This window comes from Sulfuricella sp. (assembly GCF_035531155.1).
GTDB lineage: Bacteria > Pseudomonadota > Gammaproteobacteria > Burkholderiales > Sulfuricellaceae > Sulfuricella.
The window spans coordinates 1-22,247 of record NZ_DATKTK010000062.1; the positions used below are offsets into that span (position 1 = coordinate 1).

Below are 22,247 nucleotides of genomic sequence, written 5' to 3' on the forward strand. Positions count from 1 at the left end.
GAAATGGTGATGCCTGGCGACAACGTCTCGATCACGGTCGCGCTGATCCAGCCGATCGCGATGGAAGAAGGTCTGCGCTTCGCGATTCGCGAAGGCGGCCGTACCGTCGGCGCCGGCGTCGTGGCAAAGGTTATCGAGTAATTAAACCAGCCGCGGACCTTGGTCCGTTGCACCGCTCTTTGGATAAAACATGCAAAGTCAAAAAATTCGTATCCGCCTGAAGGCGTTTGATTATCGTCTGATCGATCAGTCTGCGCTGGAAATTGTGGAAACCGCAAAACGCACTGGTGCCGTGGTTAAAGGCCCCGTTCCTTTGCCCACCCGTATCGAGCGTTTTGATATTCTGCGTTCGCCGCATGTCAACAAGACCTCGCGTGACCAATTGGAAATCCGCACTCACCTGCGTCTGATGGACATTATCGACCCTACCGACAAAACGGTAGACGCACTGATGAAGCTGGATCTGCCAGCTGGAGTGGATGTAGAAATCAAGCTGTAATTCGGAATAGTAACCAGAAGAGCAGGTAAAATTGATGCGGTTAAACAAACGGTGTATACTTCACCGTTTTTTTAACCGTGCTTTTCTGCACCAAATGGCACCCCCCGACTTTCAATGCGCTAAAGCGCATGAGAGATCGTTTGCTGTTAAAACCGCCGGTCAATCGTAACCGGCCTTGTAAGAAGGATAATTGTGATGAGCTTAGGACTTGTCGGTCGCAAGATTGGCATGACCCGCGTGTTTACCGAGGACGGAACTTCCGTGCCGGTGACCGTTGTGGACGTGTCCAACAATCGCGTGACCCAGATTAAAACTCCCGCAACAGATGGTTATACCGCTGTTCAAGTCGCATTCGGCACACGCCGCAAGAGCCGGGTAACTCAACCTCTGGCTGGGCATTATGCCAAAGCAGGTGTTGCGGCTGGCCGTGTTCTCAAAGAATTCACGGTGACCGGCGAAGATGCTGCCAAGGTGAGTTTGGGCGGCGCTGTGGGTATTGACCTGTTCCAGGTCGGTCAAATGGTGGATGTAACCGGTACCACACAAGGTAAAGGGTTCACTGGCGCGATCAAGCGTCACCACTTCAGCTCGAATCGTGCCACTCACGGTAACTCGCGTTCCCATAATAGCCCAGGGTCGATTGGTCAGAACCAGGATCCCGGTCGTGTGTTCCCCGGCAAGCGGATGGCAGGCCACTATGGCGCCGTGAAGCGTACTACGCAAAACCTTGAAATCGTCCGTGTCGATACCGAGCGCCAGCTGCTTCTGATCAAGGGTGCGGTTCCCGGCTCCAAGGGTGGCGATCTGATCGTACGCCCGAGCGTAAAGGCAGGTGCATAATGGAATTGAAACTAATCAATGACCAAGGACAATCGACCGCCAGCGTCACCGCTTCGGATGATTTGTTCGGCCGCGAATTCAACGAAGCGCTGGTTCACCAGGTTGTAACCGCCTACATGGCTAACGCCCGCAGCGGTAACCGCGCCCAAAAAGACCGTAGTGAAGTCTCCCATAGCACCAAAAAGCCATGGCGTCAAAAGGGTACCGGCCGTGCACGTGCGGGTATGGCCTCCAGTCCTTTGTGGCGTGGCGGCGGTCAGATTTTCCCGAACAGACCTGATGAGAACTTCAGCCAGAAGGTCAACAAGAAGATGTTCCGTGCCGGCATCAGCTCGATTCTTTCCGAGCTGGCCCGACTGGGTCGGCTCTCGGTGGTGGAGAGCTTCTCCGTCGATACGCCGAAGACCAAGGCATTGGCTCAAAAGATCAAGAGCATGGGGATGGACAAGGTGCTGATCATCACCGACGAGATGGATGAAAATCTTTACCTGTCGGCCCGGAATTTGCCTCATGTGCTGGTGCTGGAGGCGCATCGCGCTGATCCGGTGAGCATGGTGCACTACCCGAATGTGTTGATGACCCGCAGTGCGGTGAAAAAATTTGAGGAGATGTACGCATGAACGCGCCCAAATTTAATCAGGAACGCCTGATGCAGGTCATTCTGGCTCCCCAGATCTCCGAGAAGAGCACCATGATTGCGGACAAGCATGAGCAAGTGGCTTTCCGTGTGGTGACGAACGCCACCAAGCCGGAAATCAAGGCTGCAGTGGAGTTGCTGTTCAAGGTGGAAGTGGACAGTGTCCAAGTGATGAACGTCAAGGGCAAGGTTAAGCGGTTTGGTAAAATTTCAGGCCGTCGCAAGGACTGGAAAAAGGCATACGTCGCCCTGAAGCCTGGCCAAGAAATCAATTTCGCAGCGGGCGAGTAGGAGAGCAACGATGGCAATTATCAAAGTTAAACCGACATCCGCGGGCCGGCGCGCTGTAGTAAAAATCGTCACGCCGGAACTGCACAAGGGTAAGCCTCACGCACCGTTGCTGGAAAGCCAGTCGCGCAATGCGGGCCGTAACCATCATGGCCGCATTACCGTTCGGCATCAGGGTGGCGGACACAAGCAGCACTACCGTGTGGTTGATTTCAAACGCGACAAGGATGGTATTCCGGCTAAAGTCGAACGGCTGGAGTATGATCCAAACCGCAGCGCGCATCTGGCACTGCTGTGCTACGCCGACGGTGAGCGTCGTTATATTATTGCGGCCAAAGGTGTGGGCGTGGGCACGCAGGTGGTGAGCGGTTCGGATTCTCCGATCAAGCCGGGCAACACGCTGCCCCTGCGTAACATTCCGGTGGGTACCATCATTCACTGTATCGAAATGCAGCCCGGCAAGGGTGCTCAGATGGCCCGCTCTGCCGGCGCTTCCGTGCAGCTGATGGCCCGTGAGGGAGCTTACGCCCAGGTGCGTTTACGCTCCGGTGAGGTGCGCAAAGTGCACGTGGATTGCAAGGCGACCATTGGTGAAGTCGGCAATTCCGAGCATAACCTGCGTTCCATCGGCAAGGCCGGTGCGATGCGCTGGCGCGGCGTTCGCCCGACAGTGCGCGGTGTTGCGATGAACCCTGTTGACCACCCGCACGGTGGCGGCGAAGGCAAGACTGCTGCAGGTCGTCATCCGGTCAGTCCGTGGGGCACGCCGACCAAGGGCTACCGTACTCGGAGCAACAAGCGCACATCCGGCATGATTGTGAATCGCCGTCCGTCGAATAAGAGGTAACAGATATGGCACGTTCTATTAAAAAAGGTCCATTTGTTGATGCGCACCTGATCGCCAAGGTGGATGCGGCACGCGCAACCCATGACAAGCGTCCGATCAAGACCTGGTCGCGTCGTTCCACGGTGATGCCGGATTTCGTTGGTTTGACGATCGCTGTACACAACGGCAAGCTGCATATCCCCGTATACATTTCGGAGAACATGGTCGGCCACAAGCTGGGTGAGTTTTCGCTGACACGTACCTTCAAAGGGCATGCGGCGGATAAGAAAGCCAAGAGATAAGAGAGGCTATGATGAGAGTTAGTGCTGTATTACGCGGTACCAGGCTGTCGGCGCAAAAAGGCCGACTGGTTGCCGATCAGATTCGTGGACTGCCCGTTGACCGCGCGTTGAACATCCTGACCTTCAGCCCGAAGAAGGGTGCGGTGATTATCAAGAAAGTGCTGGAGTCCGCGATAGCCAACGCCGAGCATAATGAGGGCGCTGACATAGATGAACTCAAGGTTGCGACCATTCTGGTGGACGAGGGCTCGACGATGAAGCGTTTCCGTGCACGTGCGAAAGGTCGAGGCGCGAGAATTCTCAAGCCTACCTGCCATATCACAGTCACTGTCGGAAACTAAGAGGAAAGAACATGGGACAGAAGATTCATCCAATCGGTTTTCGACTGAGTGTGCTCAAGAACTGGACATCGAAGTGGTATGCCAATAGCAAGAATTTTGCAGGCATGCTGGCTGATGACATCAAGGTGCGTGACTTTCTCAAGAAAAAACTTGCGCATGCTTCAGTGGGCAAGATCGTTATTGAACGGCCAGCTCGTAACGCCAGAATCTCGATCTTCAGTGCCCGCCCGGGTGTGGTGATCGGCAAGAAGGGTGAGGATATTGAGGCATTGAAATTCCAACTGCAGAAGTTGATGGGCGTGCCGGTGCACCTCAATATTGAGGAAATCCGCAAGCCTGAGATCGATGCGCAATTGATCGCCGAAAATATCGCGCAGCAGCTTGAGAAACGCATCATGTTCCGCCGTGCAATGAAGCGTGCGATGCAGAATGCCATGCGTCTGGGTGCTCAAGGTATCAAAATCGAAAGCGCCGGCCGCCTTAATGGTGCCGAAATCGCACGTACCGAATGGTATCGCGAAGGCCGTGTGCCGCTGCACACCCTGCGTGCCGATATCGACTACGGTACTGCCGAAGCGAAAACGACATACGGTATTATCGGGATCAAAGTCTGGGTCTACAAAGGTGAGACACCGGCCAAGGGTGAGACTCCTGTAGTTGCAGCGGTCGAGCCGGAACGCAAACCAAGAAAGTCGGGAGCAAAACATGCTACAGCCAGCTAGAAGGAAATTCCGCAAGGAGCATAAAGGCCGCAATACCGGCATTGCGACTCGCGGTAACAAGGTCAGCTTCGGTGAGTTCGGCCTGAAGGCAATTGGTCGCGGCCGTCTGACTGCACGCCAGATTGAGGCTGCTCGTCGTGCCATGACGCGTCATATCAAACGTGGTGGCCGGATCTGGATCAGGATATTCCCTGACAAACCGATCTCCCAAAAACCTGCTGAAGTGCGGATGGGTAACGGTAAGGGCAACCCGGAGTACTACGTGGCCGAGATTCAGCCAGGTAAAGTGCTCTATGAAATGGATGGTGTGGAAGAAACACTGGCGCGCGAGGCGTTTCGCCTGGCTGCTGCCAAGTTGCCGATCCAAACCACTTTCGTAACCAGACAGTTAGGTGGTTAATCATGAAAGCCAGCGAATTAAGAGCCAAGTCAACTGAAGAGTTGAGCAAGGAGATGGTGGAACTGCTGCGCGCCCAGTTTGGCTTGCGCATGCAGATTTCCACACAGCAGAGTACCAAAGTGGATCAGCTGGGCAAGGTACGCAAGGATATTGCGCGCGTACGCACGCTGATCAGTGAGAAGGCGAGACAAGCATGAGTGAAGATAAAGTTACACGCACGCTGACCGGGCGTGTGGTCAGCGACAAGATGGACAAGACCGTGACCGTGCAGGTTGAGCGCAAGGTCAAGCACCCCTTGTACGGCAAGGTGATTAGCCGTTCCAAGAAGTACCATGCCCATGACGAGAGCAATGAGTACCATGAGGGTGATCTGGTGACCATCGAGGAATGTCGTCCAATCGCAAAAACCAAGGCATTTCGTGTGACCGCCCTGGTTGAGAAGAGCCGCTTGGTATAAAGTGCTTGCGTTTCCCTCCGGGAAGCGCTAACATCTCGCTCTTTTTGGGCGAGCGGTCCGAATAATCGGGCCGAAGCCAAAACTGACCGTCGACTATCGCTGCGCTGATTTTACTTAGTGCAGCTGCAGGGCGGATTAAGTTGGAGAGATAAAATGATACAAATGCAATCTGTGCTGGATGTCGCAGATAACACTGGTGCACGCCGCGTTATGTGCATCAAGGTTTTGGGCGGCTCCAAGCGTCGTTACGCCGCCATCGGCGATGTCATCAAGGTCAGCATCAAGGATGCCGCTCCGCGCGGCCGCGTCAAAAAAGGCGACGTCTACAACGCAGTTGTAGTCCGTACCGCCAAGGGTGTACGCCGTCCTGATGGATCCCTTATCAAATTCGACGGCAATGCCGCCGTTCTGCTGAATAATAAATTGGAACCCATCGGCACCCGTATCTTCGGACCGGTGACTCGCGAACTTCGTACCGAGCGCTTCATGAAGATCGTGTCGCTGGCTCCAGAAGTTCTGTAAGGAGAATCGAGATGCGCAAAATTCGCAAAGGCGACGATGTCGTTGTGATCACTGGCAAAGACAAGGGCAGGCGTGGCCTGGTCCTGCGCATGCTGGACGATGGTCACCTTGTCGTTGAGGGTGTCAACAAGGTTAAGAAGCACATGAAACCTAACCCAGTTAAGGGCGTGACCGGTGGCATCGTCGAAAAGGAGATGCCGCTTGATATCTCCAATATCGCGCTGTTTAACCCCGCTACGCAAAAAGCTGACCGGGTTGGCATCAAGGTGCTGGAGGATGGACGTAAAGTCCGCTATTTCAAATCCAACGGCGAAGTGCTGGACGCGTAAGGAATGAACATGGCTCGTTTACAGCAGTACTACAAAGATACCGTGGTCAAGCAGATGATGGATCAGTTTGGCTACAAGTCGGTGATGGAAGTGCCGCAAATCAATAAGATCACGCTCAATATGGGTGTGGGCGAAGCGGTGGCGGACAAGAAGGTGATGGAGCATGCCGTCGGCGACATGAAGAAAATCGCTGGTCAGAAACCGGTGGTGACGATGTCCCGCAAGTCGATCGCGGGCTTCAAGATTCGTGACAACTACCCGGTTGGCTGCATGGTGACTTTGCGCCGCACTCATATGTATGAGTTCCTGGATCGCCTGGTTTCAATCGCGATTCCGCGTATTCGTGACTTCCGCGGCATTTCCGGCAAGGCATTTGATGGCCGTGGCAATTACAACATGGGTATCAAAGAGCAGATTATTTTCCCGGAAATCGATTACGACAAAATTGACGCGTTGCGTGGCATGAATATCTCGATCACGACGACCGCCAAGACCGACGAAGAGGCGCGTGCGCTTCTCGCCGCGTTTAAATTCCCCTTCAAGAACTGAGGTTGGCATGGCTAAGTTATCCTTGATTAATCGTGATAAGAAGCGCCGCGAGATAGTGAAGAAATACGCCGCGAAACGTGCGGAACTGGCAGCGGCGATGAACAATGTGAAGCTCAGCGACGAAGACCGCTATGCGGCCCGCCTCAAGTTTCAGCAGTTGCCACGCGACTCCAGTCCGGTGCGCTTGCGTAACCGTTGCGCCCTGACTGGACGGCCACGTGGTGTGTTCAGAAAGTTCGGCATGGCGCGTACCAAGGTGCGTGAATATGCAATGCGCGGTGAAATTCCCGGCGTAATTAAAGCCAGTTGGTAGCGGGAGAATAGTATGAGTATGAGTGATCCGATCGCCGATATGCTGACGCGTATCCGGAATGGTCAAAGTGCCACAAAAGTGAGCGTCAGCATGCCTTCCTCCAAGCTCAAGATGGCAATTGCCAAAGTGCTGAAGGACGAGGGTTATATTGATGATTTCGCAGTTCGCGACGAGTCCGGCAAGCCTTCGCTGGAAGTGCGCCTGAAATACTACGCAGGTCGTCCGGTGATCGAAAGAATCGATCGTGTAAGCCGCCCTGGATTGCGTATTTATAAAGGCAATGGCGAAATTCCAAAAGTCATGAACGGATTGGGTGTGGCGATTGTTTCCACCTCCAAGGGCGTGATGACTGACCGCAGTGCGCGTGCAGCCGGTATCGGCGGCGAAGTGCTGTGCGTAGTGGCATAGTGAGGTAAGCGATGTCCAGAATAGCTAAGAATCCGGTGATCGTGCCGGCCGGCGTGGAAGTGACACTAAGCGCCGATGAAATCACAGTCAAGGGGCCGCTCGGCACACTGAAGCAGCGGCAGAGCAGCGATGTGTCGGTGGTAAAAGAAGGCGACCAGTTGCAGTGCAAGGCAGCTAACGATTCGATGCAGTCCAATGCAATGTCCGGCACTATGCGTGCTCTGCTTGCAAATATGGTTCTTGGCGTGTCGAAAGGTTTCGAGCGTAAGCTGACCCTGGTTGGCGTGGGTTACCGCGCGAATGCCAAGGGAGATATGCTGGGTCTTTCGTTGGGATTTTCCCATCCAGTCGACCATAAAATGCCTGAAGGCGTCGTAGTTACTACGCCGACCCAGACTGAAATCGTTTTGAAGGGCGCTGACAAGCAGCGCGTTGGTCAGGTTGCCGCTGAAATTCGTGCGTATCGTAGTCCAGAGCCTTACAAGGGCAAGGGTGTGCGTTACTCCGATGAGGTGGTGATCCTGAAAGAGACCAAGAAGAAATAGGGGCAATAGTCATGGATAAGAAACAGTCACGCCTGCGTCGGTCACGCAAAACCCGTGCCAAAATCGCAGAACTGAAGGTGGTGCGTTTGTTGGTGCATAGAACCAATTGCCATATTTATGCCCAGATCATTGATGCGAGCGGCAGCAAGGTTTTAGCCAGTGCATCTACTGTTGAGCCAGAGGTGCGCAAGGATCTGCCGAAAGGTGGCAACAAGGATGCGGCCGCTTTGGTTGGCAAGCGAATCGCTGAAAAAGCGAAAATCGCTGGCGTAGAAACCGTAGCGTTTGACCGCTCAGGCTTCCACTACCATGGTCGTGTTAAAGCGCTGGCTGAAGCTGCGCGCGAAAACGGTCTGAAATTCTAAGCGGGGTTGATGATGGCTAAATTTGAGAAAAACCAGCAAGAAGATCGCGGCGACGGCCTGCAGGAAAAAATGATTGGCGTCAATCGTGTGACCAAAGTGGTCAAGGGCGGCCGGATCATGGCCTTCGCAGCCTTGACTGTCGTTGGTGATGGTAGCGGTAGTGTTGGCATGGGCAAGGGCAAATCGCGAGAAGTGCCGGTTGCCGTTCAAAAGGCAATGGAAGATGCGCGGCGCAACTTGATCAAAGTTAACCTGAAAAAGGGTACTTTGCACCACGCCGTGATCGGTCGTCATGGCGCTGCCAAGGTTTACATGCAGCCCGCTTCCGAAGGTACCGGTATTATTGCTGGTGGCCCAATGCGTGCGATTTTCGAGGTGATGGGCGTGCATAACGTTCTCGCCAAGTGCATCGGCTCGACCAACCCGTACAATATTGTGCGCGCCACCCTCAACGGCTTGAAGCAAATGAATACGCCGTCCGAGATTGCTGCCAAGCGCGGCAAGACTGTCGAAGAGATCATGGGGTAAGTGATGGTAAAGGCAAAAAAATCTACCAAGGTGAAGGTTACTCAGATCAAGAGTGTGATCGGCACCATAGAGTCTCACCGTGCTTGTGTGCGCGGTTTGGGATTGAAGCGCATTGGTCATACGGTTGAAGTTGAAGATACGCCATCGGTTCGTGGCATGATCAACACCGTTTACTATCTGGTGAAGTGCGAGGGCTAAATGCAACTGAATACTATCAAGCCTGCCGATGGCAGCAAAAAAGCAGCGAAGCGAGTGGGTCGCGGCATTGGCTCTGGCACTGGAAAAACCTGCGGTCGCGGGCATAAGGGTCAGAAATCGCGTTCTGGTGGCTTTCACAAGGTGGGTTTTGAAGGCGGTCAAATGCCTTTGCAGCGTCGCCTGCCTAAGCGTGGCTTCGTTTCTCTGGCCAAGGTCCGCGGCGAAACCGCCGAAGTGCGACTGTCGGAAATCAACAATCTGCCGGTAGACACGATTGATCTGTTGGTGCTGAAGCAAGCCAACGTGATTTCGGGTTCCGCGCTGAGTGTTAAGGTATTTCTGTCCGGTGAAATTACGCGTGCTGTAACGCTGCAGGGTCTGCTCGTCACCAAGGGTGCACGTGCAGCGATTGAAGCCGCTGGCGGCAAGATCGCGGAATAAGGGATACGATTTTGGCTCTTGGCAACCCAATGCTTAATGCAGCAGGCAAGTTTGGTGACCTGAAGAAGCGGTTGCTCTTCGTGCTGGCTGCGCTGGTCGTTTATCGTATCGGCGCCCACATTCCAGTGCCCGGTATCGATCCGGTGGCGCTGGAGTCGCTCTTCAAGTCCCAGTCGGGCGGCATACTCGGCATGTTCAACATGTTTTCGGGTGGCGCGTTGTCTCGTTTCACGGTGTTCGCGTTGGGTATCATGCCGTACATCTCGGCCTCGATCATCATGCAGTTGATGACGGTCGTGTCGCCTCAGCTTGAACAGCTGAAGAAGGAAGGCGAAAGCGGGCGCAAGAAAATTACCCAATACACCCGCTACGGCACGGTGTTTCTGGCCCTGTTTCAGGGTTTGGGAATTTCCATCGCGCTGGAATCCCAGCCCGGACTGGTGATTGATCCCGGCCTGCTGTTCCGTCTCACGGCGGTGGCAACACTGGTATCCGGAACGATGTTCCTGATGTGGTTGGGTGAGCAGATCACCGAACGCGGTATCGGCAACGGCATTTCGCTGATTATTTTCGCAGGTATCGCGGCCGGTTTGCCGCATGCGATTGGCGGCACGCTGGAGTTGACTCGTACTGGAGCCTTTTCTATACCGCTGGTGTTGCTGCTGTTTGTTGGCGCGATTGGAGTAACGGCCTTCGTGGTTTTCGTTGAACGCGGCCAGCGCAAGATATTGGTGAATTACGCCAAGCGCCAGGTGGGTAACAAAATTTATGGCGGCCAGAGCTCGCATCTGCCGTTGAAGCTGAATATGTCGGGTGTGATACCGCCGATTTTTGCCTCCAGCATTATCTTGTTTCCCGCGACGCTTGCCGGCTGGTTTGGCAGCAGCGAGGGGATGAGCTGGCTCAAGGATATCGGTTCGACATTGTCGCCCGGTCAGCCGTTGTACGTGATGCTGTATGCGCTTGCGATTGTGTTCTTCTGCTTCTTTTATACGGCGTTGGTGTTCAACCCGAAGGAGACTGCGGATAACCTGAAAAAGAGCGGCGCATTTGTACCCGGCATCCGCCCAGGTGAACAGACGGCGCGCTATATAGATAAGATCATGTCTCGGCTTACCCTGTCGGGCGCGGTGTACATTACGGCGGTATGTTTGCTGCCCGAGTTTTTGATTGTGAAGTGGAATGTACCGTTTTACTTCGGTGGCACCTCGCTATTGATTATCGTGGTGGTGACGATGGATTTTATGGCTCAGGTTCAGTCCTATCTGATGTCGCATCAATACGAGAGTTTGCTCAAAAAAGCGAGCTTCAAGGGCGGGATGGCCGGCCGCTAAGCATGTTGATAACAGGATAGAAATGTCGAAGGAAGAAACGATTGAAATGCAGGGGGAGATTCTTGAAACCCTCCCCAATGCAACCTTCCGAGTGAAATTGGAAAACGGCCACGTGGTACTTGGCCATATCTCTGGAAAAATGCGTATGCACTATATTCGCATTTTGCCGGGTGATAAGGTGACTGTTGAGCTCACCCCGTATGATTTATCCCGTGCACGGATCACTTTCCGCGCCAAGTAACAAAGCTTTATCAGGAGAAAACGATGAGAGTTCGAGCCTCAATTAAACGGCTGTGCCGCCACTGCAAAATGGTTAAACGCCATGGCGTGCTGCGCGTCATTTGTACAGATCCTCGCCATAAACAACGTCAAGGTTGATTGTGGCGCTCGAAACTGTTAAAATTTCCGACTTTTTCTAAATCAGTCATTTGCTGGGAGTAAGTGCATGGCCCGCATCGCTGGGGTAAATATCCCGAACCATCAACACACCGTTATCGCATTAACTGCGATTTACGGCATTGGCCGTACCCGCGCACAGAAAATTTGTGCGACGGCAGGCATCATTACCTCGACCAAGATCAAGGATCTTAGCGACACCGAGATGGAAAAACTGCGCGACGAGGTGGGTAAGGTTACGGTTGAAGGTGACTTGCGCCGTGAGGTTTCCATGAACATCAAGCGATTGATGGATCTTGGTTGCTATCGTGGTGTGCGCCATCGTCGCGGTTTGCCGGTTCGCGGTCAGCGCACTCGCACCAATGCTCGCACTCGCAAGGGTCCACGCAAAGCTGTTCGTGCAACCAAATAATATGGTTGCCACACGAGGAATAAATCATGGCTAAGACAAACGTCCGGATACGCAAAAAAGTTAAAAAGAATGTGGCTGAAGGAATTGCCCACGTTCACGCGTCCTTCAATAACACCATCATCACCATCACCGATCGTCAGGGCAATGCCTTGAGCTGGGCAACATCGGGTGGTGCCGGTTTCCGCGGTTCGCGCAAGAGCACGCCGTTTGCTGCGCAGGTTGCGGCTGAGGCTGCAGGTAAAGCAGCTCAGGAATACGGAGTGAAGAACCTTGAAGTCAAAATCAAAGGACCTGGACCAGGGCGCGAGTCTGCTGTGCGCGCACTGAATGCGGTCGGCTTCAAGATTACCTCCATTGCCGACGTAACCCCCGTTCCCCATAACGGTTGCCGTCCGTCCAAGAAGCGCCGCATCTAACCGCAGCGCCGTTAATATTTAGCAGGAGAGAAACCTTGGCTGTCAATCTTGATCCCAAATGCCGCCAGTGCCGCCGCGAAGGCGAAAAGCTGTTTCTGAAAGGCGAGAAGTGCTTTACCGATAAGTGTGGCATTGAACGCCGCAGCTACGCGCCAGGCCAGCATGGTCAGAAACAGGTGCGCTTGTCGGACTACGGCGTGCAATTGCGCGAGAAGCAGAAAGTGCGCCGGATTTATGGCGTGCTGGAGCGTCAGTTCCGCGGTTATTATGCGATTGCTGACCGCAGCAAAGGTGTGACCGGCGAAAGCCTGCTGCAGCTTCTGGAATGCCGTCTGGACAACGTTGTACATCGTATGGGCTTCGGCGTGTCCCGCCGCGAGTCGCGCCAGATCGTGCGCCACAACGGCATTTTGGTAAACGGCCGCCGCGTGAATATCCCGTCTTATCAGGTCAAGGCTGGCGACGTTGTTGAAGTTGCCGAAAAGTCGAAGACTCAGCTGCGCATCAAGGCTGCGGTCGAGGCCGCCGAGCAGCGTGGTTTTCCGGAATGGATCGAAGTGGATGTGAAGGCGCTGAAGGGCGTGTATAAAGCCAAGCCGCAGCGTGCCGAGTTGCCCTCAACCATCAACGAGCATCTCGTGGTTGAATTGTACTCGAAGTAATCACTGAACCACTTTTAAATAGAGGATCCAGCATGCAAAGCAGTGCTACCGAACTTCTGAAGCCACGTGTTGTAGATGTTGAAGCGGCGTCGCCCGTTCGCGCCCGTATTTCCATGGAGCCGTTTGAGCGTGGCTACGGCCATACTCTGGGCAACGCCCTGCGCCGCATTTTGCTGTCTTCGATGCCAGGCTATGCCATCACTCAGGTCAAGATCGAAGGTGTGGTGCATGAGTATTCGACCATCGACGGTGTGCAGGAAGACGTGGTCGACATCCTGCTCAACCTTAAAGGCATTGCACTGAAGCTGCATAATCGCTCCGAAGCCACCCTGATTCTGTCGAAAAAGGGTGAAGGCGTGGTGACGGCGGCTGACATCGAAACCGGTCATGATGCAGAGATCGTCAACCCTGATCATGTGATTGCTCACATTACCAAGGGTGGCAAGCTCGACATGGAAATCAAGATCGAGCAGGGTCGCGGCTATCAGCCCGTCACTGCACGGCGTGTCGCCGAAGAGGAGCGCAGTATCGGCACGATCCTGCTGGATGCTTCATTCAGCCCGGTTCGCCGCGTCAGTTATGCAGTGGAAAGCGCCCGCGTCGAGCAGCGTACCGACCTGGACAAGCTGGTTGTCGACATTGAAACCAATGGCGTGGTCGATCCCGAAGAGGCGATTCGTTATGCTGCGCGTATTCTGGTCGATCAGTTATCCGTGTTTGCCGAGCTGAAAGGCACGCCGGCCGAGATCGAGGCGCCCCGCGCACCGCAGGTTGACCCGATTCTGCTGCGTCCGGTGGACGATCTTGAACTCACCGTGCGTTCTGCCAATTGCCTGAAGGCGGAAAACATTTATTACATCGGTGATCTGATCCAGCGCACCGAGAACGAGTTGCTGAAGACCCCTAATCTGGGACGCAAGTCGCTGAACGAAATCAAGGATGTACTCGCCTCCAAGGGCCTGACGCTGGGCATGAAGCTGGAAAACTGGCCGCCTGTCGGTCTGGGTGAGCGTGCATAAATTAGTTCGTGGAATACGAAACACCACAAGGGTACTCCAACTTTCTATGCGCTAAAGCGCATGAAAGATTGTATGCAAAGGAAGGATAGATCATGCGTCACCGTTTAGGACTTAGAAAACTCAATCGCACCAGCAGCCACCGTTTGGCGATGCTGCGCAACATGACCAACTCGCTGTTGCGTCACGAAGCCATCACCACCACGCTGCCCAAGGCGAAGGAACTGCGCCGCGTCGCCGAGCCGATGATCACGCTGGGCAAGAAGCCTTCGCTGGCCAATCGCCGCATGGCGTTTGACCGTCTGCGCGACCGTGAAATGGTCGTCAAGCTGTTCGATACGCTCGGTCCGCGCTACCAGAACCGCAACGGCGGCTATCTGCGCATTCTCAAGTGCGGCTTCCGTCAGGGCGACAATGCCCCGATGGCGATCGTTGAGCTGATGGATCGTCCTGCTGCTGAAGCTGAGAGCACTGGCACCTAAACGCGTTCTCCGCATCAAATAAAAAAGCCAGGTTTTTACCTGGCTTTTTTTTATGTGTCATTCTCCCTATGCGAGTAGTCCGGCCAGGTACCGTCCGGTGAAGCTTGCCGGGGTATCGGCGACCTGCTCCGGGGTTCCCGTGGCGATGATCTGCCCGCCGCCCACGCCGCCTTCGGGGCCGAGATCGACGACCCAGTCGGCAGTCTTGATCACGTCCAGATTATGCTCGATCACCACCACGGTGTTGCCGCTGTCGCGCAGTCGATGCAGCACCTTCAGGAGCAACTCGATATCGTGGTAATGCAGGCCGGTGGTGGGCTCGTCCAGGATATACAGGGTGCGGCCGGTGTCGCGCTTGCTCAATTCGAGAGACAGCTTCACCCGTTGCGCCTCGCCGCCGGACAGCGTGGTCGCGCTCTGCCCCAGGGTGATGTAGCCCAGTCCGACATCGAGCAGCGTGGAGAGCTTTCTTGCCACCACCGGCACCGGGCTGAAGAATTCGTGCGCCTGTTCCACGGTCATCGCCAGGATTTCGTGGATGTTCTTTCCCTTGTACTGGATTTCCAGGGTCTCGCGGTTGTAGCGCTTGCCGTGGCAGACGTCACAGGGCACGTAGATGTCGGGCAGGAAGTGCATCTCCACCTTGATCACGCCGTCCCCTTCGCAGGCCTCGCAGCGCCCGCCCTTGACGTTGAAGGAGAAGCGTCCCGGCCCGTAGCCGCGCTCGCGTGCCTGGGGCACGCCGGCGAACAGCTCGCGGATCGGTGTGAACAGGCCGGTATAGGTGGCCGGATTGGAGCGCGGGGTGCGCCCGATCGGGCTTTGGTCGACGTCGATCACCTTGTCGTAGAACTCCAGGCCATGCAGCTCCTCGTAAGGTGCCGGCTCCGTTGCCGAGCCGTAGAGATGGCGTGACACGGCGCGGTACAGGGTGTCGTTGACCAGGGTGGATTTGCCCGAGCCGGATACGCCGGTGACGCACACGAACAGCCCCACCGGCAGATCCAGGGTGGAACTCTTCAGGTTGTTGCCGGTGGCCCCTGTCAGGCGCAGCATGCGCTTGGGGTCGGGTTTATGCCGAATTTTCGGTACCGCGATGCTGCGCTTGCCGCTAAGGTACTGGCCGGTGAGCGAGGCAGGGTTGGCCTTGATCTCGTCAGGGGTGCCTTCCGCGACGACTTCGCCGCCGTGTACGCCCGCGCCGGGGCCGATGTCTACTACGTGGTCGGCGGTCAGAATGGCGTCGGTATCATGCTCCACCACGATCACGGTGTTTCCCATGTCGCGCAGGTGCTTGAGGGTCGTGAGCAGACGGTCGTTGTCGCGCTGGTGCAGACCGATCGAAGGTTCGTCCAGCACGTACATCACGCCGGTTAGTCCGGAGCCGATCTGGCTCGCCAGACGAATGCGCTGCGCCTCGCCGCCGGACAAGGTATTGGCCGAACGGTCGAGCGACAGGTAATCCAGCCCGACATTGTTGAGAAAGCGGATCCGCGCCGCGATTTCCTTGATGATGCGCTCGGCGATGGCCTGCTTCTGGCCGTCGAATTCCAGCGTGGCGAAAAAGTCGTAAGTCTGTTTCAGCGGCAGGCGGCCGACTTCAAATAGCGCCTTGCCGCCCACCAGCACGTGGCGCGCTTCGGCGCGCAGCCGGGTGCCCTCGCAATCGGGGCAGAGGCAGTAATTGATGTATTTGGCCAGTTCCTCGCGCACCGTTGCCGATTCGGTTTCGCGGTATCGCCGCTCGAAATTGGTGATGATGCCCTCGAACGGATGGCTGCGCGCCTGCATCCCGCCTTTTTCTCCCAGGTACTGGAAACGCAGAGACTCTGTGCCGCTGCCGTAGAGGAGAATGTGCTGGATGGTTTCCGGCAGCTGCTCGAACGGGGTGTCGAGGTCGAAGCCGTAATGCAGCGCCAGGCTTTGCAGCATCTGGAAGAAGAACTGGTTGCGCTTGTCCCAGCCCTTGACCGCACCCGAGGCCAGGCTCAGGTGGGGGAAGGCGGCGATGCGCTTGGGGTCGAAGAAACTGACCTGGCCCAGGCCGTCGCACTTGGGGCAGGCACCCATCGGATTGTTGAAGGAGAACAGTCGCGGCTCGAGTTCCGGCAGGGAATAGCTGCACACCGGGCAGGAGAATTTGGCCGAGAACAGGTGCTCCTTGCCCGAATCCATCTCCACTGCCAGCGCTTTCCCGTCCGAGTGGCGCAGCGCGGTCTCGAACGATTCCGCCAGACGCTGCTTGGCGTCGGCGCGAACCTTGAGGCGGTCCACCACGATGTCGACGGTGTGCTTCTTGTTCTTGTCCAGCTTGGGCAGAGCATCGATTTCATGCACCTTGCCGTCGATCCGCAGGCGCACGAAACCCTGTGCGCGCAACTCGTCGAACAGGTCGACCTGCTCCCCCTTGCGGCCCACCACCGTGGGCGAGAGGATCATCAGTTTGGTGTCCTCGGGCAGCGCCATGACCGTGTCCACCATCTGGGAAATGCTCTGGGCGGACAGCAGGATATGGTGCTCGGGGCAGTAGGGGTCGCCGACGCGGGCATAGAGCAGGCGCAGGTAGTCGTGGATTTCAGTGACGGTGCCGACGGTCGAGCGCGGATTGTGGCTGGTGGCCTTCTGCTCGATCGAAATCGCCGGCGACAAGCCCTCGATCAGATCTACGTCGGGCTTTTCCATCCGCTGCAGAAACTGGCGTGCATAGGCAGAGAGCGACTCGACGTAGCGGCGCTGCCCTTCGGCGTAAAGGGTATCGAAAGCCAGCGAGGATTTTCCCGAGCCGGACAGGCCGGTGATGACCACCAGCTTGTTGCGCGGAATGTCGAGGCTGATGTTTTTCAGGTTGTGCGTACGGGCACCGCGGATTTTGATCAGGTCCATGAGTTTGTGCAGAGCAAAAGGCAACCTGCTACTATACGCAATTTTACCGTTCGACCTCAACTTTATATGCACATTCCCGACCAGATGACTCCTACCGAACTCCGTGCCAGCGTGGGGCTGGCCGGGATATTCGGTCTCCGGATGCTGGGCATGTTCCTGATCCTGCCGGTTTTCGCCATTTATGCCCATGGACTGCCAGGCGGCGACAGCCATATCCTGATCGGCCTGGCGCTTGGCGCCTACGGCCTGACCCAGGCCATGCTGCAACTGCCTTTCGGCATGGCATCCGACCGTTGGGGGCGCAAGCGGGTGATCTATTTCGGCCTGCTGCTGTTCGTTATCGGCAGCTTTGTCGCCGCTTCCGCCAGCGACATTTACATGGTGATCGTGGGGCGTGCCATTCAGGGTGCGGGCGCGATTTCCGCCGCCATCACTGCGCTGCTCGCCGACCTGACGCGGGAAGAGCACCGCACCAAGGCAATGGCGATGATCGGCTCCACGATCGGTCTGGCGTTTGCCGCATCGATGGCGCTGGGCCCGTTGCTGTATCAGGCGATTGGCGTGCCAGGAATATTCGAGCTCACCGGCGTGCTGGCGCTGGCGGCGATGGGCGTGATTTACGCAGTCATCCCCGACCCCAGGGCCAGTCATTTCCATTCCGATACCGAGGTCGTCCCTGCGCGCTTGAGCGACGTGCTGCGCGACGGCCAGTTGCTGCGCCTGAATTTTGGCATTTTCGCCTTGCACGCCGCGCAAATGGCGATGTTCGTGGTGATCCCCTTCGCCCTCAGGGAAACCGGCAACATGCCGGAAGCCCAGCACTGGAAAATCTACCTCCCGGTGATGCTGGGTGCATTCGCGTTGATGGTGCCGGCCATCATTTATGGCGAGAAAAAGGCGAAGCTCAAGCCGGTTTTCATTTTTGCCGTGGCCCTGCTACTCCTGTCGCAACTGATGATGACGGTGTTGATCCAGAGCTTTTGGGGCATCGTAATGATGCTGCTGCTGTTCTTCATCGCTTTCAACATTCTCGAAGCGAGCCTGCCCTCGCTGATTTCCAAGCTTGCTCCGGCACGTTCCAAGGGGACGGCCATGGGAGTGTATAATACGTCCCAGTCGCTCGGCTTGTTTACCGGTGGCGTGGCGGGCGGATTGCTTTCCCATTACGCCGGCCAGTGGTCGGTGTTCGCTTTCGGCGGCGCAATCAGCGGGCTATGGCTGCTGTTGGCCGCCAGCATGAAAACGCCGCCCGCAGTGCGCACCCGGATGTTCCATATCGAGCCGATGTCCGCTGAAGCGGCGCGCGAACTGTCACGCCGGCTGATCGGTCTGGACGGGGTGATGGAAGCGGTTGTCGATCCCGAGGAAGGCGCCGCCTACCTCAAGGTGGAAATGGCGGGTTGGGATGAAGAGGGCGTTACTAAATTAATTGAGGGAGGAGCGTGAAATGGCATCAGTGAACAAGGCAATTATTATCGGCAACCTGGGGAAAGACCCTGAAATGCGCTACATGCCATCGGGGGATGCAATCTGCAACTTCAGCCTTGCAACCACCGACTCCTGGAAAGACAAGAACGGCGAAAAGCAGGAAAAGACTGAATGGCACCGGATCTCGATGTTCGGCAAGCTGGCGGAAATCGCCGGGGAATACCTGAAGAAAGGCAGCCAGGTTTATATCGAAGGGCGCATTCAGACCCGCAAGTGGACGAACAAGGAAGGGCAGGATCAGTACACCACCGAGATCGTCGCCGACAAGATGCAAATGCTCGGTGGCCGCAGCGGTGGCGGTGGCAACAGCTTCGAAGTGGTGGAAAAACCTTCTGCTAGCGCTGGCAGCGCGAAACCGGCAGCAAAAAGCGGTGGCGACTTCGATAATTTCGAGGACGATATTCCGTTCTGAGAGACACCTGATTCAAGGTGAGAAAAAAGGCCAGCATTTGCTGGCCTTTTTTTTACGCGGCGAAACCGCTGCGATCCGCCCTCAGCCGCTATGCGCAGCCTCGTTGCGAACCATGCTCAAGGCCACGGCCTCGGCCACCTTGATGCCATCCACCGCCGCTGAAAGAATGCCCCCGGCGTAGCCCGCTCCCTCTCCCGCGGGAAAGAGTCCGCGCGTATTCAGGCTCTGGTAATCGTCGTTCCGCTTGATGCGGACCGGGGATGAGGTGCGCGTCTCCACGCCGGTCAGCACGGCATCGTGCATGGAAAAACCCTTGATCTGTTTCTCGAAGGCGGGGATGGCCTCGCGTATCGCCGCGATGACGTAATCCGGCAGGGCGGTGCTGAGATCGCCCAAATGCACGCCGGGCGTATAGGACGGCAGCACCGAGCCGAATGCCGTGGAAGGCTTGCCCGCCAGAAAATCACCCACCAGCTGTCCCGGCGCCTGGTAATTCCGGCCGCCCAGCTCGAACGCGCGCTCCTCCCAGTGGCGCTGAAAGTCTATGCCCGCCAGCGGATGGCCGGGATAGTCGGCCGGTGTAATGTCGACCACGAGGCCGCTGTTGGCATTGCGTTCGCTGCGCGAATACTGGCTCATGCCGTTGGTCACGACCCGGCCCGGCTCCGATGCCGCCGCCACCACCTGGCCGCCCGGACACATGCAGAAACTGTAGACCGAACGGCCGTTGCTGCAATGATGGACCAGCTTGTAGTCGGCGGCGCCCAGCAAGGGGTTGCCGGCGTTCTTGCCGAAACGGCAGGTGTCGATCAGCGACTGCGGGTGCTCGATGCGAAAGCCGATGGAAAACGGCTTGGCCTCGATATAAACCCCCCGGTCGTAGAGCATCTGGAAGGTGTCGCGCGCGCTGTGGCCGACTGCCAAGACGACATGATCGGCGGCGATGCGCTCGCCGTTGGCGAGCACCACGCCGCGCACCTGGCCGTTGTCGATTTCGAGATCGTCCACCCGGCTCTGGAAGCGGATTTCCCCGCCGAGCGATTCGATGGTCGCCCGCATTTTTTCCACCATCGATACCAGCCTGAAGGTGCCGATGTGCGGCTTGCTCACATAGAGGATTTCCGGCGGTGCGCCGGCCTTGACGAATTCCGTCAGCACTTTCTTGCCGTGGTGCATCGGGTCCTTGATCTGGCTGTGGAGCTTGCCGTCGGAAAAGGTACCCGCGCCGCCTTCGCCGAACTGCACATTGGATTCCGGATCGAGCTTGCCTTCACGCCACAGGCTGAAGGTGTCCTTGGCGCGTTCGCGCACCGCCTTGCCGCGCTCCAGAATGATCGGGCGGAATCCCATCTGCGCAAGTATCAGCCCGGCAAACAGTCCCGCCGGACCCGTGCCGATCACTACCGGGCGCGAAGCCAGATTGGCCGGCGCCTGCGCAACGAAGTGGTAGCGGGTATCCGGGGTGAGGGAAAGATGCCGATCTTTTTTCTGGCGCTTGAGTATCCCTGGCTCGTTCTTCACCTCGACATCCAGCGTGTAGACAAAAGTGATCGCCTCCGGCTTGCGGGCGTCATGGCCGCGCCGGGCGATCGAATAGCTGACCAGCTCATCGGCCGGAATGCCCAGCCGCTTGAGTATGGCGGCCTTGATCGCGCCTTCGGGGTGGTCGAGGGGGAGCTTAACTTCGGTCAATCGCAACATGCTGGGTATTCCGGAAAATTCTGCTGGGGAGCAGGCTGATGGGGTGTCATTCTACCCGACCCTGATTTTTCCTACGAGGGCTCTGAAAATGGCTGGCCCGGAAGCTTCGCCACGGCAAACATGACGTAGCGGTCGGCGCAGGGTAAAATAAGCTTTTGATAATTAGTTGATTACGTATGTCTATTAAGTGGTTCCCCGGTCACATGGTCTCCGCCCGCAAAAAGGCGGCCGAAACCATGGAGAATATCGATCTCGTCATCGAGGTGCTGGACGCCCGCCTGCCCGAGGCAAGCTGCAACCCGATGATCAAGGAGCTGCGCGTGCACCGCCAGCGCCCGTGCCTGAAAATCCTCAACAAGGCCGATCTGGCCGACCCCGCAATCACCCAGGCCTGGCTCAACTTCTACAACCGGCAAAAAGACGTCAAGGCCGTGGCGCTGTCCTGCAAGAAACCGGGCGACGTCGCCAAAGTGCCCGGCCTGTGCGAAGCGCTCGCCCCCCATCGCGGCACCAACCTCAAGCCCCTGCGCATGATGATCATGGGCATACCCAACGTCGGCAAATCCACCTTGATGAATGCGCTATTGAATCGCCGGGTGGCGGCAGTGGGCGACGAACCGGCAGTGACCAAAAACCAGCAGCGCCTGGAACTGAATTCGCGCATGTCGCTGGTTGACACGCCGGGCCTGATGTGGCCGCGCATCGAGCACGACAGCGACGGCTACATGCTGGCTGCGAGCCACGCGATCGGCCGCAACGCCGTCATCGACGAAGAAGTGGCCGCCTTCCTGGGCGACCTCCTGCTCGCGCGCTACCCCGCCCTGCTGACTGCCCGCTACGGCTGCGCGGTGGAAGGGCTGGACGGCGTCGGGGTCATCGAGGCCGTTGCCAAGAAGCGCGGCTTCCGCCTCAAGGGCGGCGACCCGGACCTGGAGAAGGCCGCGCTTATTTTGCTGAAAGACTACCGTACCGGCGCCTTGGGGCGCATCAGCCTGGAGTCACCGGAAACCCGCGCCGCCATGATCAAGGTTCATACGCCTGCGAATGCGAAAGGGAAAGAGCCGGAAAAAGAACCGGAGTCAGACCTGTCGTCATCTACTCCGCAGCCATGAGTACCGCACCCCTACGCATCTACCACAACCCCAGCTGCTCCAAGAGCCGCTCGGCCTGCGCGCTGATCGCCGAAAACGGCATTGCCGCCGAAGTGGTGGAATACCTCCATACGCCGCCCTCTAAGGAAGAGCTTCGCGCCGTGTTGAAAAAGCTGGGCATGAAGCCGGCCGAACTCGTGCGACAGGGGGAAGCGGAATTCAAGGCGCATTATTCGGGGCGGACGCTTACTGACGAGGAATGGCTGGATGCCATGGTGGCGCACCCGATTCTGATTGAGAGGCCTATCGTGGTTTGTGGGGATAAGGCTGTTGTGGCGCGACCACCGGAGAGGGTGCTGGAGTTGCTGTAGCGGGGAATGGGCTACGCTCGCCGGGCGAGTACCTCGTCGCAGCGCAAGATTTTGCCCTGTGTATTTGCAGCAA

General features: G+C 56.9%; 35 protein-coding genes and 1 pseudogene. 34 read left to right on the plus strand and 2 right to left on the minus strand.

The window, feature by feature from the left end:
- The 30 genes and pseudogenes from tuf to rplQ form a co-directional block, all read left to right on the plus strand.
- Positions 1 to 141 (plus strand): annotated as a pseudogene (tuf, locus tag VMV64_RS14830) (elongation factor Tu); the annotation flags it as partial.
- 49 nt (positions 142 to 190) lie between these two features.
- Complete coding sequence (gene rpsJ, locus VMV64_RS14835) at positions 191 to 499, plus strand: 30S ribosomal protein S10 (RefSeq protein WP_009206586.1); 309 nt, start codon at positions 191 to 193, stop codon at positions 497 to 499.
- A 195-nt stretch (positions 500 to 694) separates the two neighbouring features.
- A complete protein-coding gene (gene rplC, locus VMV64_RS14840; RefSeq protein ID WP_325331717.1) occupies positions 695 to 1,339 on the plus strand; it encodes a 50S ribosomal protein L3 in 645 nt (214 codons plus the stop codon).
- The gene (rplD, locus tag VMV64_RS14845; RefSeq protein WP_325331719.1) at positions 1,339 to 1,959 is read left to right on the plus strand and encodes a 50S ribosomal protein L4; all 621 of its coding nucleotides are present in this window, start codon (positions 1,339 to 1,341) and stop codon (positions 1,957 to 1,959) included. The genes rplC and rplD overlap by 1 nt, the downstream gene beginning before the upstream one ends.
- Positions 1,956 to 2,267 (plus strand): 50S ribosomal protein L23, encoded by a 312-nt coding sequence (gene rplW / locus VMV64_RS14850; protein ID WP_325331721.1) that lies wholly within the window; start codon positions 1,956 to 1,958, stop codon positions 2,265 to 2,267. The genes rplD and rplW overlap by 4 nt, the downstream gene beginning before the upstream one ends.
- Before the next feature lie 10 nt (positions 2,268 to 2,277).
- A complete protein-coding gene (gene rplB, locus VMV64_RS14855) occupies positions 2,278 to 3,111 on the plus strand; it encodes a 50S ribosomal protein L2 (protein ID WP_325331723.1) in 834 nt (277 codons plus the stop codon).
- Between the two features lie 5 nt (positions 3,112 to 3,116).
- The gene (gene rpsS / locus VMV64_RS14860; protein WP_325331725.1) at positions 3,117 to 3,392 is read left to right on the plus strand and encodes a 30S ribosomal protein S19; all 276 of its coding nucleotides are present in this window, start codon (positions 3,117 to 3,119) and stop codon (positions 3,390 to 3,392) included.
- Between the two features lie 11 nt (positions 3,393 to 3,403).
- Complete coding sequence (rplV, locus tag VMV64_RS14865) at positions 3,404 to 3,733, plus strand: 50S ribosomal protein L22 (RefSeq protein WP_041673647.1); 330 nt, start codon at positions 3,404 to 3,406, stop codon at positions 3,731 to 3,733.
- Positions 3,734 to 3,744: 11 nt separating this feature from the next.
- A complete protein-coding gene (rpsC, locus tag VMV64_RS14870; RefSeq protein WP_325331727.1) occupies positions 3,745 to 4,455 on the plus strand; it encodes a 30S ribosomal protein S3 in 711 nt (236 codons plus the stop codon).
- Positions 4,439 to 4,855 carry a 50S ribosomal protein L16 gene (gene rplP, locus VMV64_RS14875; RefSeq protein WP_009206578.1) on the plus strand — a complete coding sequence of 139 codons (417 nt, stop codon included), beginning with the start codon at positions 4,439 to 4,441 and terminating at the stop codon, positions 4,853 to 4,855. Before rpsC ends, rplP begins: the two co-directional genes overlap by 17 nt.
- 2 nt (positions 4,856 to 4,857) lie before the next feature.
- Complete coding sequence (rpmC, locus tag VMV64_RS14880; protein ID WP_325331729.1) at positions 4,858 to 5,052, plus strand: 50S ribosomal protein L29; 195 nt, start codon at positions 4,858 to 4,860, stop codon at positions 5,050 to 5,052.
- Positions 5,049 to 5,312, plus strand: a complete 264-nt coding sequence (gene rpsQ / locus VMV64_RS14885) for a 30S ribosomal protein S17 (RefSeq protein ID WP_325331731.1) — start codon at positions 5,049 to 5,051, stop codon at positions 5,310 to 5,312. Before rpmC ends, rpsQ begins: the two co-directional genes overlap by 4 nt.
- A gap of 153 nt (positions 5,313 to 5,465) precedes the next feature.
- Positions 5,466 to 5,834 carry a 50S ribosomal protein L14 gene (gene rplN, locus VMV64_RS14890; RefSeq protein ID WP_009206575.1) on the plus strand — a complete coding sequence of 123 codons (369 nt, stop codon included), beginning with the start codon at positions 5,466 to 5,468 and terminating at the stop codon, positions 5,832 to 5,834.
- An 11-nt stretch (positions 5,835 to 5,845) separates the two neighbouring features.
- Positions 5,846 to 6,163, plus strand: a complete 318-nt coding sequence (gene rplX / locus VMV64_RS14895; protein ID WP_325331733.1) for a 50S ribosomal protein L24 — start codon at positions 5,846 to 5,848, stop codon at positions 6,161 to 6,163.
- A 9-nt stretch (positions 6,164 to 6,172) separates the two neighbouring features.
- Positions 6,173 to 6,712: a 50S ribosomal protein L5 gene (gene rplE, locus VMV64_RS14900; protein ID WP_325331735.1), complete on the plus strand. Its 540-nt coding sequence runs from the start codon at positions 6,173 to 6,175 to the stop codon at positions 6,710 to 6,712.
- Between the two features lie 7 nt (positions 6,713 to 6,719).
- On the plus strand, positions 6,720 to 7,025 hold the full coding sequence (gene rpsN / locus VMV64_RS14905; RefSeq protein WP_325331737.1) for a 30S ribosomal protein S14: 306 nt from the start codon (positions 6,720 to 6,722) through the stop codon (positions 7,023 to 7,025).
- A gap of 12 nt (positions 7,026 to 7,037) precedes the next feature.
- Positions 7,038 to 7,433 (plus strand): 30S ribosomal protein S8, encoded by a 396-nt coding sequence (gene rpsH / locus VMV64_RS14910; protein WP_325331739.1) that lies wholly within the window; start codon positions 7,038 to 7,040, stop codon positions 7,431 to 7,433.
- An 11-nt stretch (positions 7,434 to 7,444) separates the two neighbouring features.
- Positions 7,445 to 7,978 carry a 50S ribosomal protein L6 gene (rplF, locus tag VMV64_RS14915; RefSeq protein ID WP_325331741.1) on the plus strand — a complete coding sequence of 178 codons (534 nt, stop codon included), beginning with the start codon at positions 7,445 to 7,447 and terminating at the stop codon, positions 7,976 to 7,978.
- Positions 7,979 to 7,989: 11 nt separating this feature from the next.
- Positions 7,990 to 8,343: a 50S ribosomal protein L18 gene (rplR, locus tag VMV64_RS14920; protein ID WP_325331743.1), complete on the plus strand. Its 354-nt coding sequence runs from the start codon at positions 7,990 to 7,992 to the stop codon at positions 8,341 to 8,343.
- 12 nt (positions 8,344 to 8,355) lie between these two features.
- Positions 8,356 to 8,871, plus strand: a complete 516-nt coding sequence (gene rpsE, locus VMV64_RS14925) for a 30S ribosomal protein S5 (protein ID WP_325331810.1) — start codon at positions 8,356 to 8,358, stop codon at positions 8,869 to 8,871.
- A 3-nt stretch (positions 8,872 to 8,874) separates the two neighbouring features.
- Positions 8,875 to 9,069: a 50S ribosomal protein L30 gene (rpmD, locus tag VMV64_RS14930; protein WP_325331745.1), complete on the plus strand. Its 195-nt coding sequence runs from the start codon at positions 8,875 to 8,877 to the stop codon at positions 9,067 to 9,069.
- Complete coding sequence (gene rplO / locus VMV64_RS14935) at positions 9,070 to 9,510, plus strand: 50S ribosomal protein L15 (RefSeq protein ID WP_325331747.1); 441 nt, start codon at positions 9,070 to 9,072, stop codon at positions 9,508 to 9,510. It begins immediately after the preceding gene.
- 29 nt (positions 9,511 to 9,539) lie between these two features.
- Positions 9,540 to 10,844 carry a preprotein translocase subunit SecY gene (gene secY / locus VMV64_RS14940; protein ID WP_325331812.1) on the plus strand — a complete coding sequence of 435 codons (1,305 nt, stop codon included), beginning with the start codon at positions 9,540 to 9,542 and terminating at the stop codon, positions 10,842 to 10,844.
- 22 nt (positions 10,845 to 10,866) lie between these two features.
- Complete coding sequence (gene infA, locus VMV64_RS14945; protein ID WP_009206564.1) at positions 10,867 to 11,085, plus strand: translation initiation factor IF-1; 219 nt, start codon at positions 10,867 to 10,869, stop codon at positions 11,083 to 11,085.
- 23 nt (positions 11,086 to 11,108) lie between these two features.
- On the plus strand, positions 11,109 to 11,222 hold the full coding sequence (rpmJ, locus tag VMV64_RS14950; protein ID WP_084607421.1) for a 50S ribosomal protein L36: 114 nt from the start codon (positions 11,109 to 11,111) through the stop codon (positions 11,220 to 11,222).
- A 67-nt stretch (positions 11,223 to 11,289) separates the two neighbouring features.
- Positions 11,290 to 11,652, plus strand: coding sequence for a 30S ribosomal protein S13 (gene rpsM / locus VMV64_RS14955; protein WP_325331749.1), 363 nt, complete (start codon positions 11,290 to 11,292; stop codon positions 11,650 to 11,652).
- A 26-nt stretch (positions 11,653 to 11,678) separates the two neighbouring features.
- Positions 11,679 to 12,068: a 30S ribosomal protein S11 gene (gene rpsK / locus VMV64_RS14960; protein ID WP_325331753.1), complete on the plus strand. Its 390-nt coding sequence runs from the start codon at positions 11,679 to 11,681 to the stop codon at positions 12,066 to 12,068.
- A gap of 35 nt (positions 12,069 to 12,103) precedes the next feature.
- The gene (gene rpsD / locus VMV64_RS14965) at positions 12,104 to 12,730 is read left to right on the plus strand and encodes a 30S ribosomal protein S4 (RefSeq protein ID WP_325331755.1); all 627 of its coding nucleotides are present in this window, start codon (positions 12,104 to 12,106) and stop codon (positions 12,728 to 12,730) included.
- 32 nt (positions 12,731 to 12,762) lie between these two features.
- Positions 12,763 to 13,749, plus strand: a complete 987-nt coding sequence (locus VMV64_RS14970) for a DNA-directed RNA polymerase subunit alpha (RefSeq protein WP_325331757.1) — start codon at positions 12,763 to 12,765, stop codon at positions 13,747 to 13,749.
- A gap of 92 nt (positions 13,750 to 13,841) precedes the next feature.
- Positions 13,842 to 14,228 (plus strand): 50S ribosomal protein L17, encoded by a 387-nt coding sequence (rplQ, locus tag VMV64_RS14975; RefSeq protein WP_325331759.1) that lies wholly within the window; start codon positions 13,842 to 13,844, stop codon positions 14,226 to 14,228.
- Positions 14,229 to 14,294: 66 nt separating this feature from the next.
- On the opposite strand, the gene uvrA is transcribed toward rplQ, so the two are convergent.
- Positions 14,295 to 17,111, minus strand: a complete 2,817-nt coding sequence (gene uvrA, locus VMV64_RS14980; RefSeq protein WP_325331761.1) for an excinuclease ABC subunit UvrA — start codon at positions 17,109 to 17,111, stop codon at positions 14,295 to 14,297.
- A 66-nt stretch (positions 17,112 to 17,177) separates the two neighbouring features.
- On the opposite strand from uvrA, the gene VMV64_RS14985 reads away from it, so the two are divergent.
- Positions 17,178 to 18,557 (plus strand): MFS transporter, encoded by a 1,380-nt coding sequence (locus VMV64_RS14985; protein ID WP_325331763.1) that lies wholly within the window; start codon positions 17,178 to 17,180, stop codon positions 18,555 to 18,557.
- 1 nt (position 18,558) lies between these two features.
- The gene (locus VMV64_RS14990) at positions 18,559 to 19,011 is read left to right on the plus strand and encodes a single-stranded DNA-binding protein (RefSeq protein ID WP_325331765.1); all 453 of its coding nucleotides are present in this window, start codon (positions 18,559 to 18,561) and stop codon (positions 19,009 to 19,011) included.
- 81 nt (positions 19,012 to 19,092) lie between these two features.
- On the opposite strand, the gene VMV64_RS14995 is transcribed toward VMV64_RS14990, so the two are convergent.
- The gene (locus VMV64_RS14995; protein WP_325331766.1) at positions 19,093 to 20,712 is read right to left on the minus strand and encodes an NAD(P)/FAD-dependent oxidoreductase; all 1,620 of its coding nucleotides are present in this window, start codon (positions 20,710 to 20,712) and stop codon (positions 19,093 to 19,095) included.
- Positions 20,713 to 20,888: 176 nt separating this feature from the next.
- On the opposite strand from VMV64_RS14995, the gene ylqF reads away from it, so the two are divergent.
- Positions 20,889 to 21,824: a ribosome biogenesis GTPase YlqF gene (ylqF, locus tag VMV64_RS15000; protein WP_325331767.1), complete on the plus strand. Its 936-nt coding sequence runs from the start codon at positions 20,889 to 20,891 to the stop codon at positions 21,822 to 21,824.
- Entirely contained in the window at positions 21,821 to 22,174 is a 354-nt protein-coding gene (arsC, locus tag VMV64_RS15005; RefSeq protein WP_325331769.1) for an arsenate reductase (glutaredoxin), read from the plus strand. Before ylqF ends, arsC begins: the two co-directional genes overlap by 4 nt.
- Positions 22,175 to 22,247 lie beyond the last annotated feature (73 nt).

Coding starts and splice junctions, on each gene's coding strand:
- rplP (WP_009206578.1), top strand. CDS start 4,439: ATGCTACAGCCAGCTAGAAGGAAATTCCGCAAGGAGCATAAAGGCCGC.
- rpsS (WP_325331725.1), top strand. CDS start 3,117: ATGGCACGTTCTATTAAAAAAGGTCCATTTGTTGATGCGCACCTGATC.
- rplN (WP_009206575.1), top strand. CDS start 5,466: ATGATACAAATGCAATCTGTGCTGGATGTCGCAGATAACACTGGTGCA.
- rplF (WP_325331741.1), top strand. CDS start 7,445: ATGTCCAGAATAGCTAAGAATCCGGTGATCGTGCCGGCCGGCGTGGAA.
- secY (WP_325331812.1), top strand. CDS start 9,540: ATGCTTAATGCAGCAGGCAAGTTTGGTGACCTGAAGAAGCGGTTGCTC.
- rpsJ (WP_009206586.1), top strand. CDS start 191: ATGCAAAGTCAAAAAATTCGTATCCGCCTGAAGGCGTTTGATTATCGT.
- VMV64_RS14990 (WP_325331765.1), top strand. CDS start 18,559: ATGGCATCAGTGAACAAGGCAATTATTATCGGCAACCTGGGGAAAGAC.
- rpsE (WP_325331810.1), top strand. CDS start 8,356: ATGGCTAAATTTGAGAAAAACCAGCAAGAAGATCGCGGCGACGGCCTG.
- VMV64_RS14995 (WP_325331766.1), bottom strand. CDS start 20,712: ATGTTGCGATTGACCGAAGTTAAGCTCCCCCTCGACCACCCCGAAGGC.
- rpsH (WP_325331739.1), top strand. CDS start 7,038: ATGAGTATGAGTGATCCGATCGCCGATATGCTGACGCGTATCCGGAAT.
- rplV (WP_041673647.1), top strand. CDS start 3,404: ATGAGAGTTAGTGCTGTATTACGCGGTACCAGGCTGTCGGCGCAAAAA.
- ylqF (WP_325331767.1), top strand. CDS start 20,889: ATGTCTATTAAGTGGTTCCCCGGTCACATGGTCTCCGCCCGCAAAAAG.
- rplW (WP_325331721.1), top strand. CDS start 1,956: ATGAACGCGCCCAAATTTAATCAGGAACGCCTGATGCAGGTCATTCTG.
- rplC (WP_325331717.1), top strand. CDS start 695: ATGAGCTTAGGACTTGTCGGTCGCAAGATTGGCATGACCCGCGTGTTT.
- rplO (WP_325331747.1), top strand. CDS start 9,070: ATGCAACTGAATACTATCAAGCCTGCCGATGGCAGCAAAAAAGCAGCG.
- rplR (WP_325331743.1), top strand. CDS start 7,990: ATGGATAAGAAACAGTCACGCCTGCGTCGGTCACGCAAAACCCGTGCC.
- uvrA (WP_325331761.1), bottom strand. CDS start 17,111: ATGGACCTGATCAAAATCCGCGGTGCCCGTACGCACAACCTGAAAAAC.
- rplB (WP_325331723.1), top strand. CDS start 2,278: ATGGCAATTATCAAAGTTAAACCGACATCCGCGGGCCGGCGCGCTGTA.
- rplQ (WP_325331759.1), top strand. CDS start 13,842: ATGCGTCACCGTTTAGGACTTAGAAAACTCAATCGCACCAGCAGCCAC.
- rpsC (WP_325331727.1), top strand. CDS start 3,745: ATGGGACAGAAGATTCATCCAATCGGTTTTCGACTGAGTGTGCTCAAG.
- rpmD (WP_325331745.1), top strand. CDS start 8,875: ATGGTAAAGGCAAAAAAATCTACCAAGGTGAAGGTTACTCAGATCAAG.
- rpsK (WP_325331753.1), top strand. CDS start 11,679: ATGGCTAAGACAAACGTCCGGATACGCAAAAAAGTTAAAAAGAATGTG.
- rpsM (WP_325331749.1), top strand. CDS start 11,290: ATGGCCCGCATCGCTGGGGTAAATATCCCGAACCATCAACACACCGTT.
- infA (WP_009206564.1), top strand. CDS start 10,867: ATGTCGAAGGAAGAAACGATTGAAATGCAGGGGGAGATTCTTGAAACC.
- rpsQ (WP_325331731.1), top strand. CDS start 5,049: ATGAGTGAAGATAAAGTTACACGCACGCTGACCGGGCGTGTGGTCAGC.
- rpsN (WP_325331737.1), top strand. CDS start 6,720: ATGGCTAAGTTATCCTTGATTAATCGTGATAAGAAGCGCCGCGAGATA.
- VMV64_RS14970 (WP_325331757.1), top strand. CDS start 12,763: ATGCAAAGCAGTGCTACCGAACTTCTGAAGCCACGTGTTGTAGATGTT.
- VMV64_RS14985 (WP_325331763.1), top strand. CDS start 17,178: ATGCACATTCCCGACCAGATGACTCCTACCGAACTCCGTGCCAGCGTG.
- rpmC (WP_325331729.1), top strand. CDS start 4,858: ATGAAAGCCAGCGAATTAAGAGCCAAGTCAACTGAAGAGTTGAGCAAG.
- rpmJ (WP_084607421.1), top strand. CDS start 11,109: ATGAGAGTTCGAGCCTCAATTAAACGGCTGTGCCGCCACTGCAAAATG.
- arsC (WP_325331769.1), top strand. CDS start 21,821: ATGAGTACCGCACCCCTACGCATCTACCACAACCCCAGCTGCTCCAAG.
- rplX (WP_325331733.1), top strand. CDS start 5,846: ATGCGCAAAATTCGCAAAGGCGACGATGTCGTTGTGATCACTGGCAAA.
- rplE (WP_325331735.1), top strand. CDS start 6,173: ATGGCTCGTTTACAGCAGTACTACAAAGATACCGTGGTCAAGCAGATG.
- rplD (WP_325331719.1), top strand. CDS start 1,339: ATGGAATTGAAACTAATCAATGACCAAGGACAATCGACCGCCAGCGTC.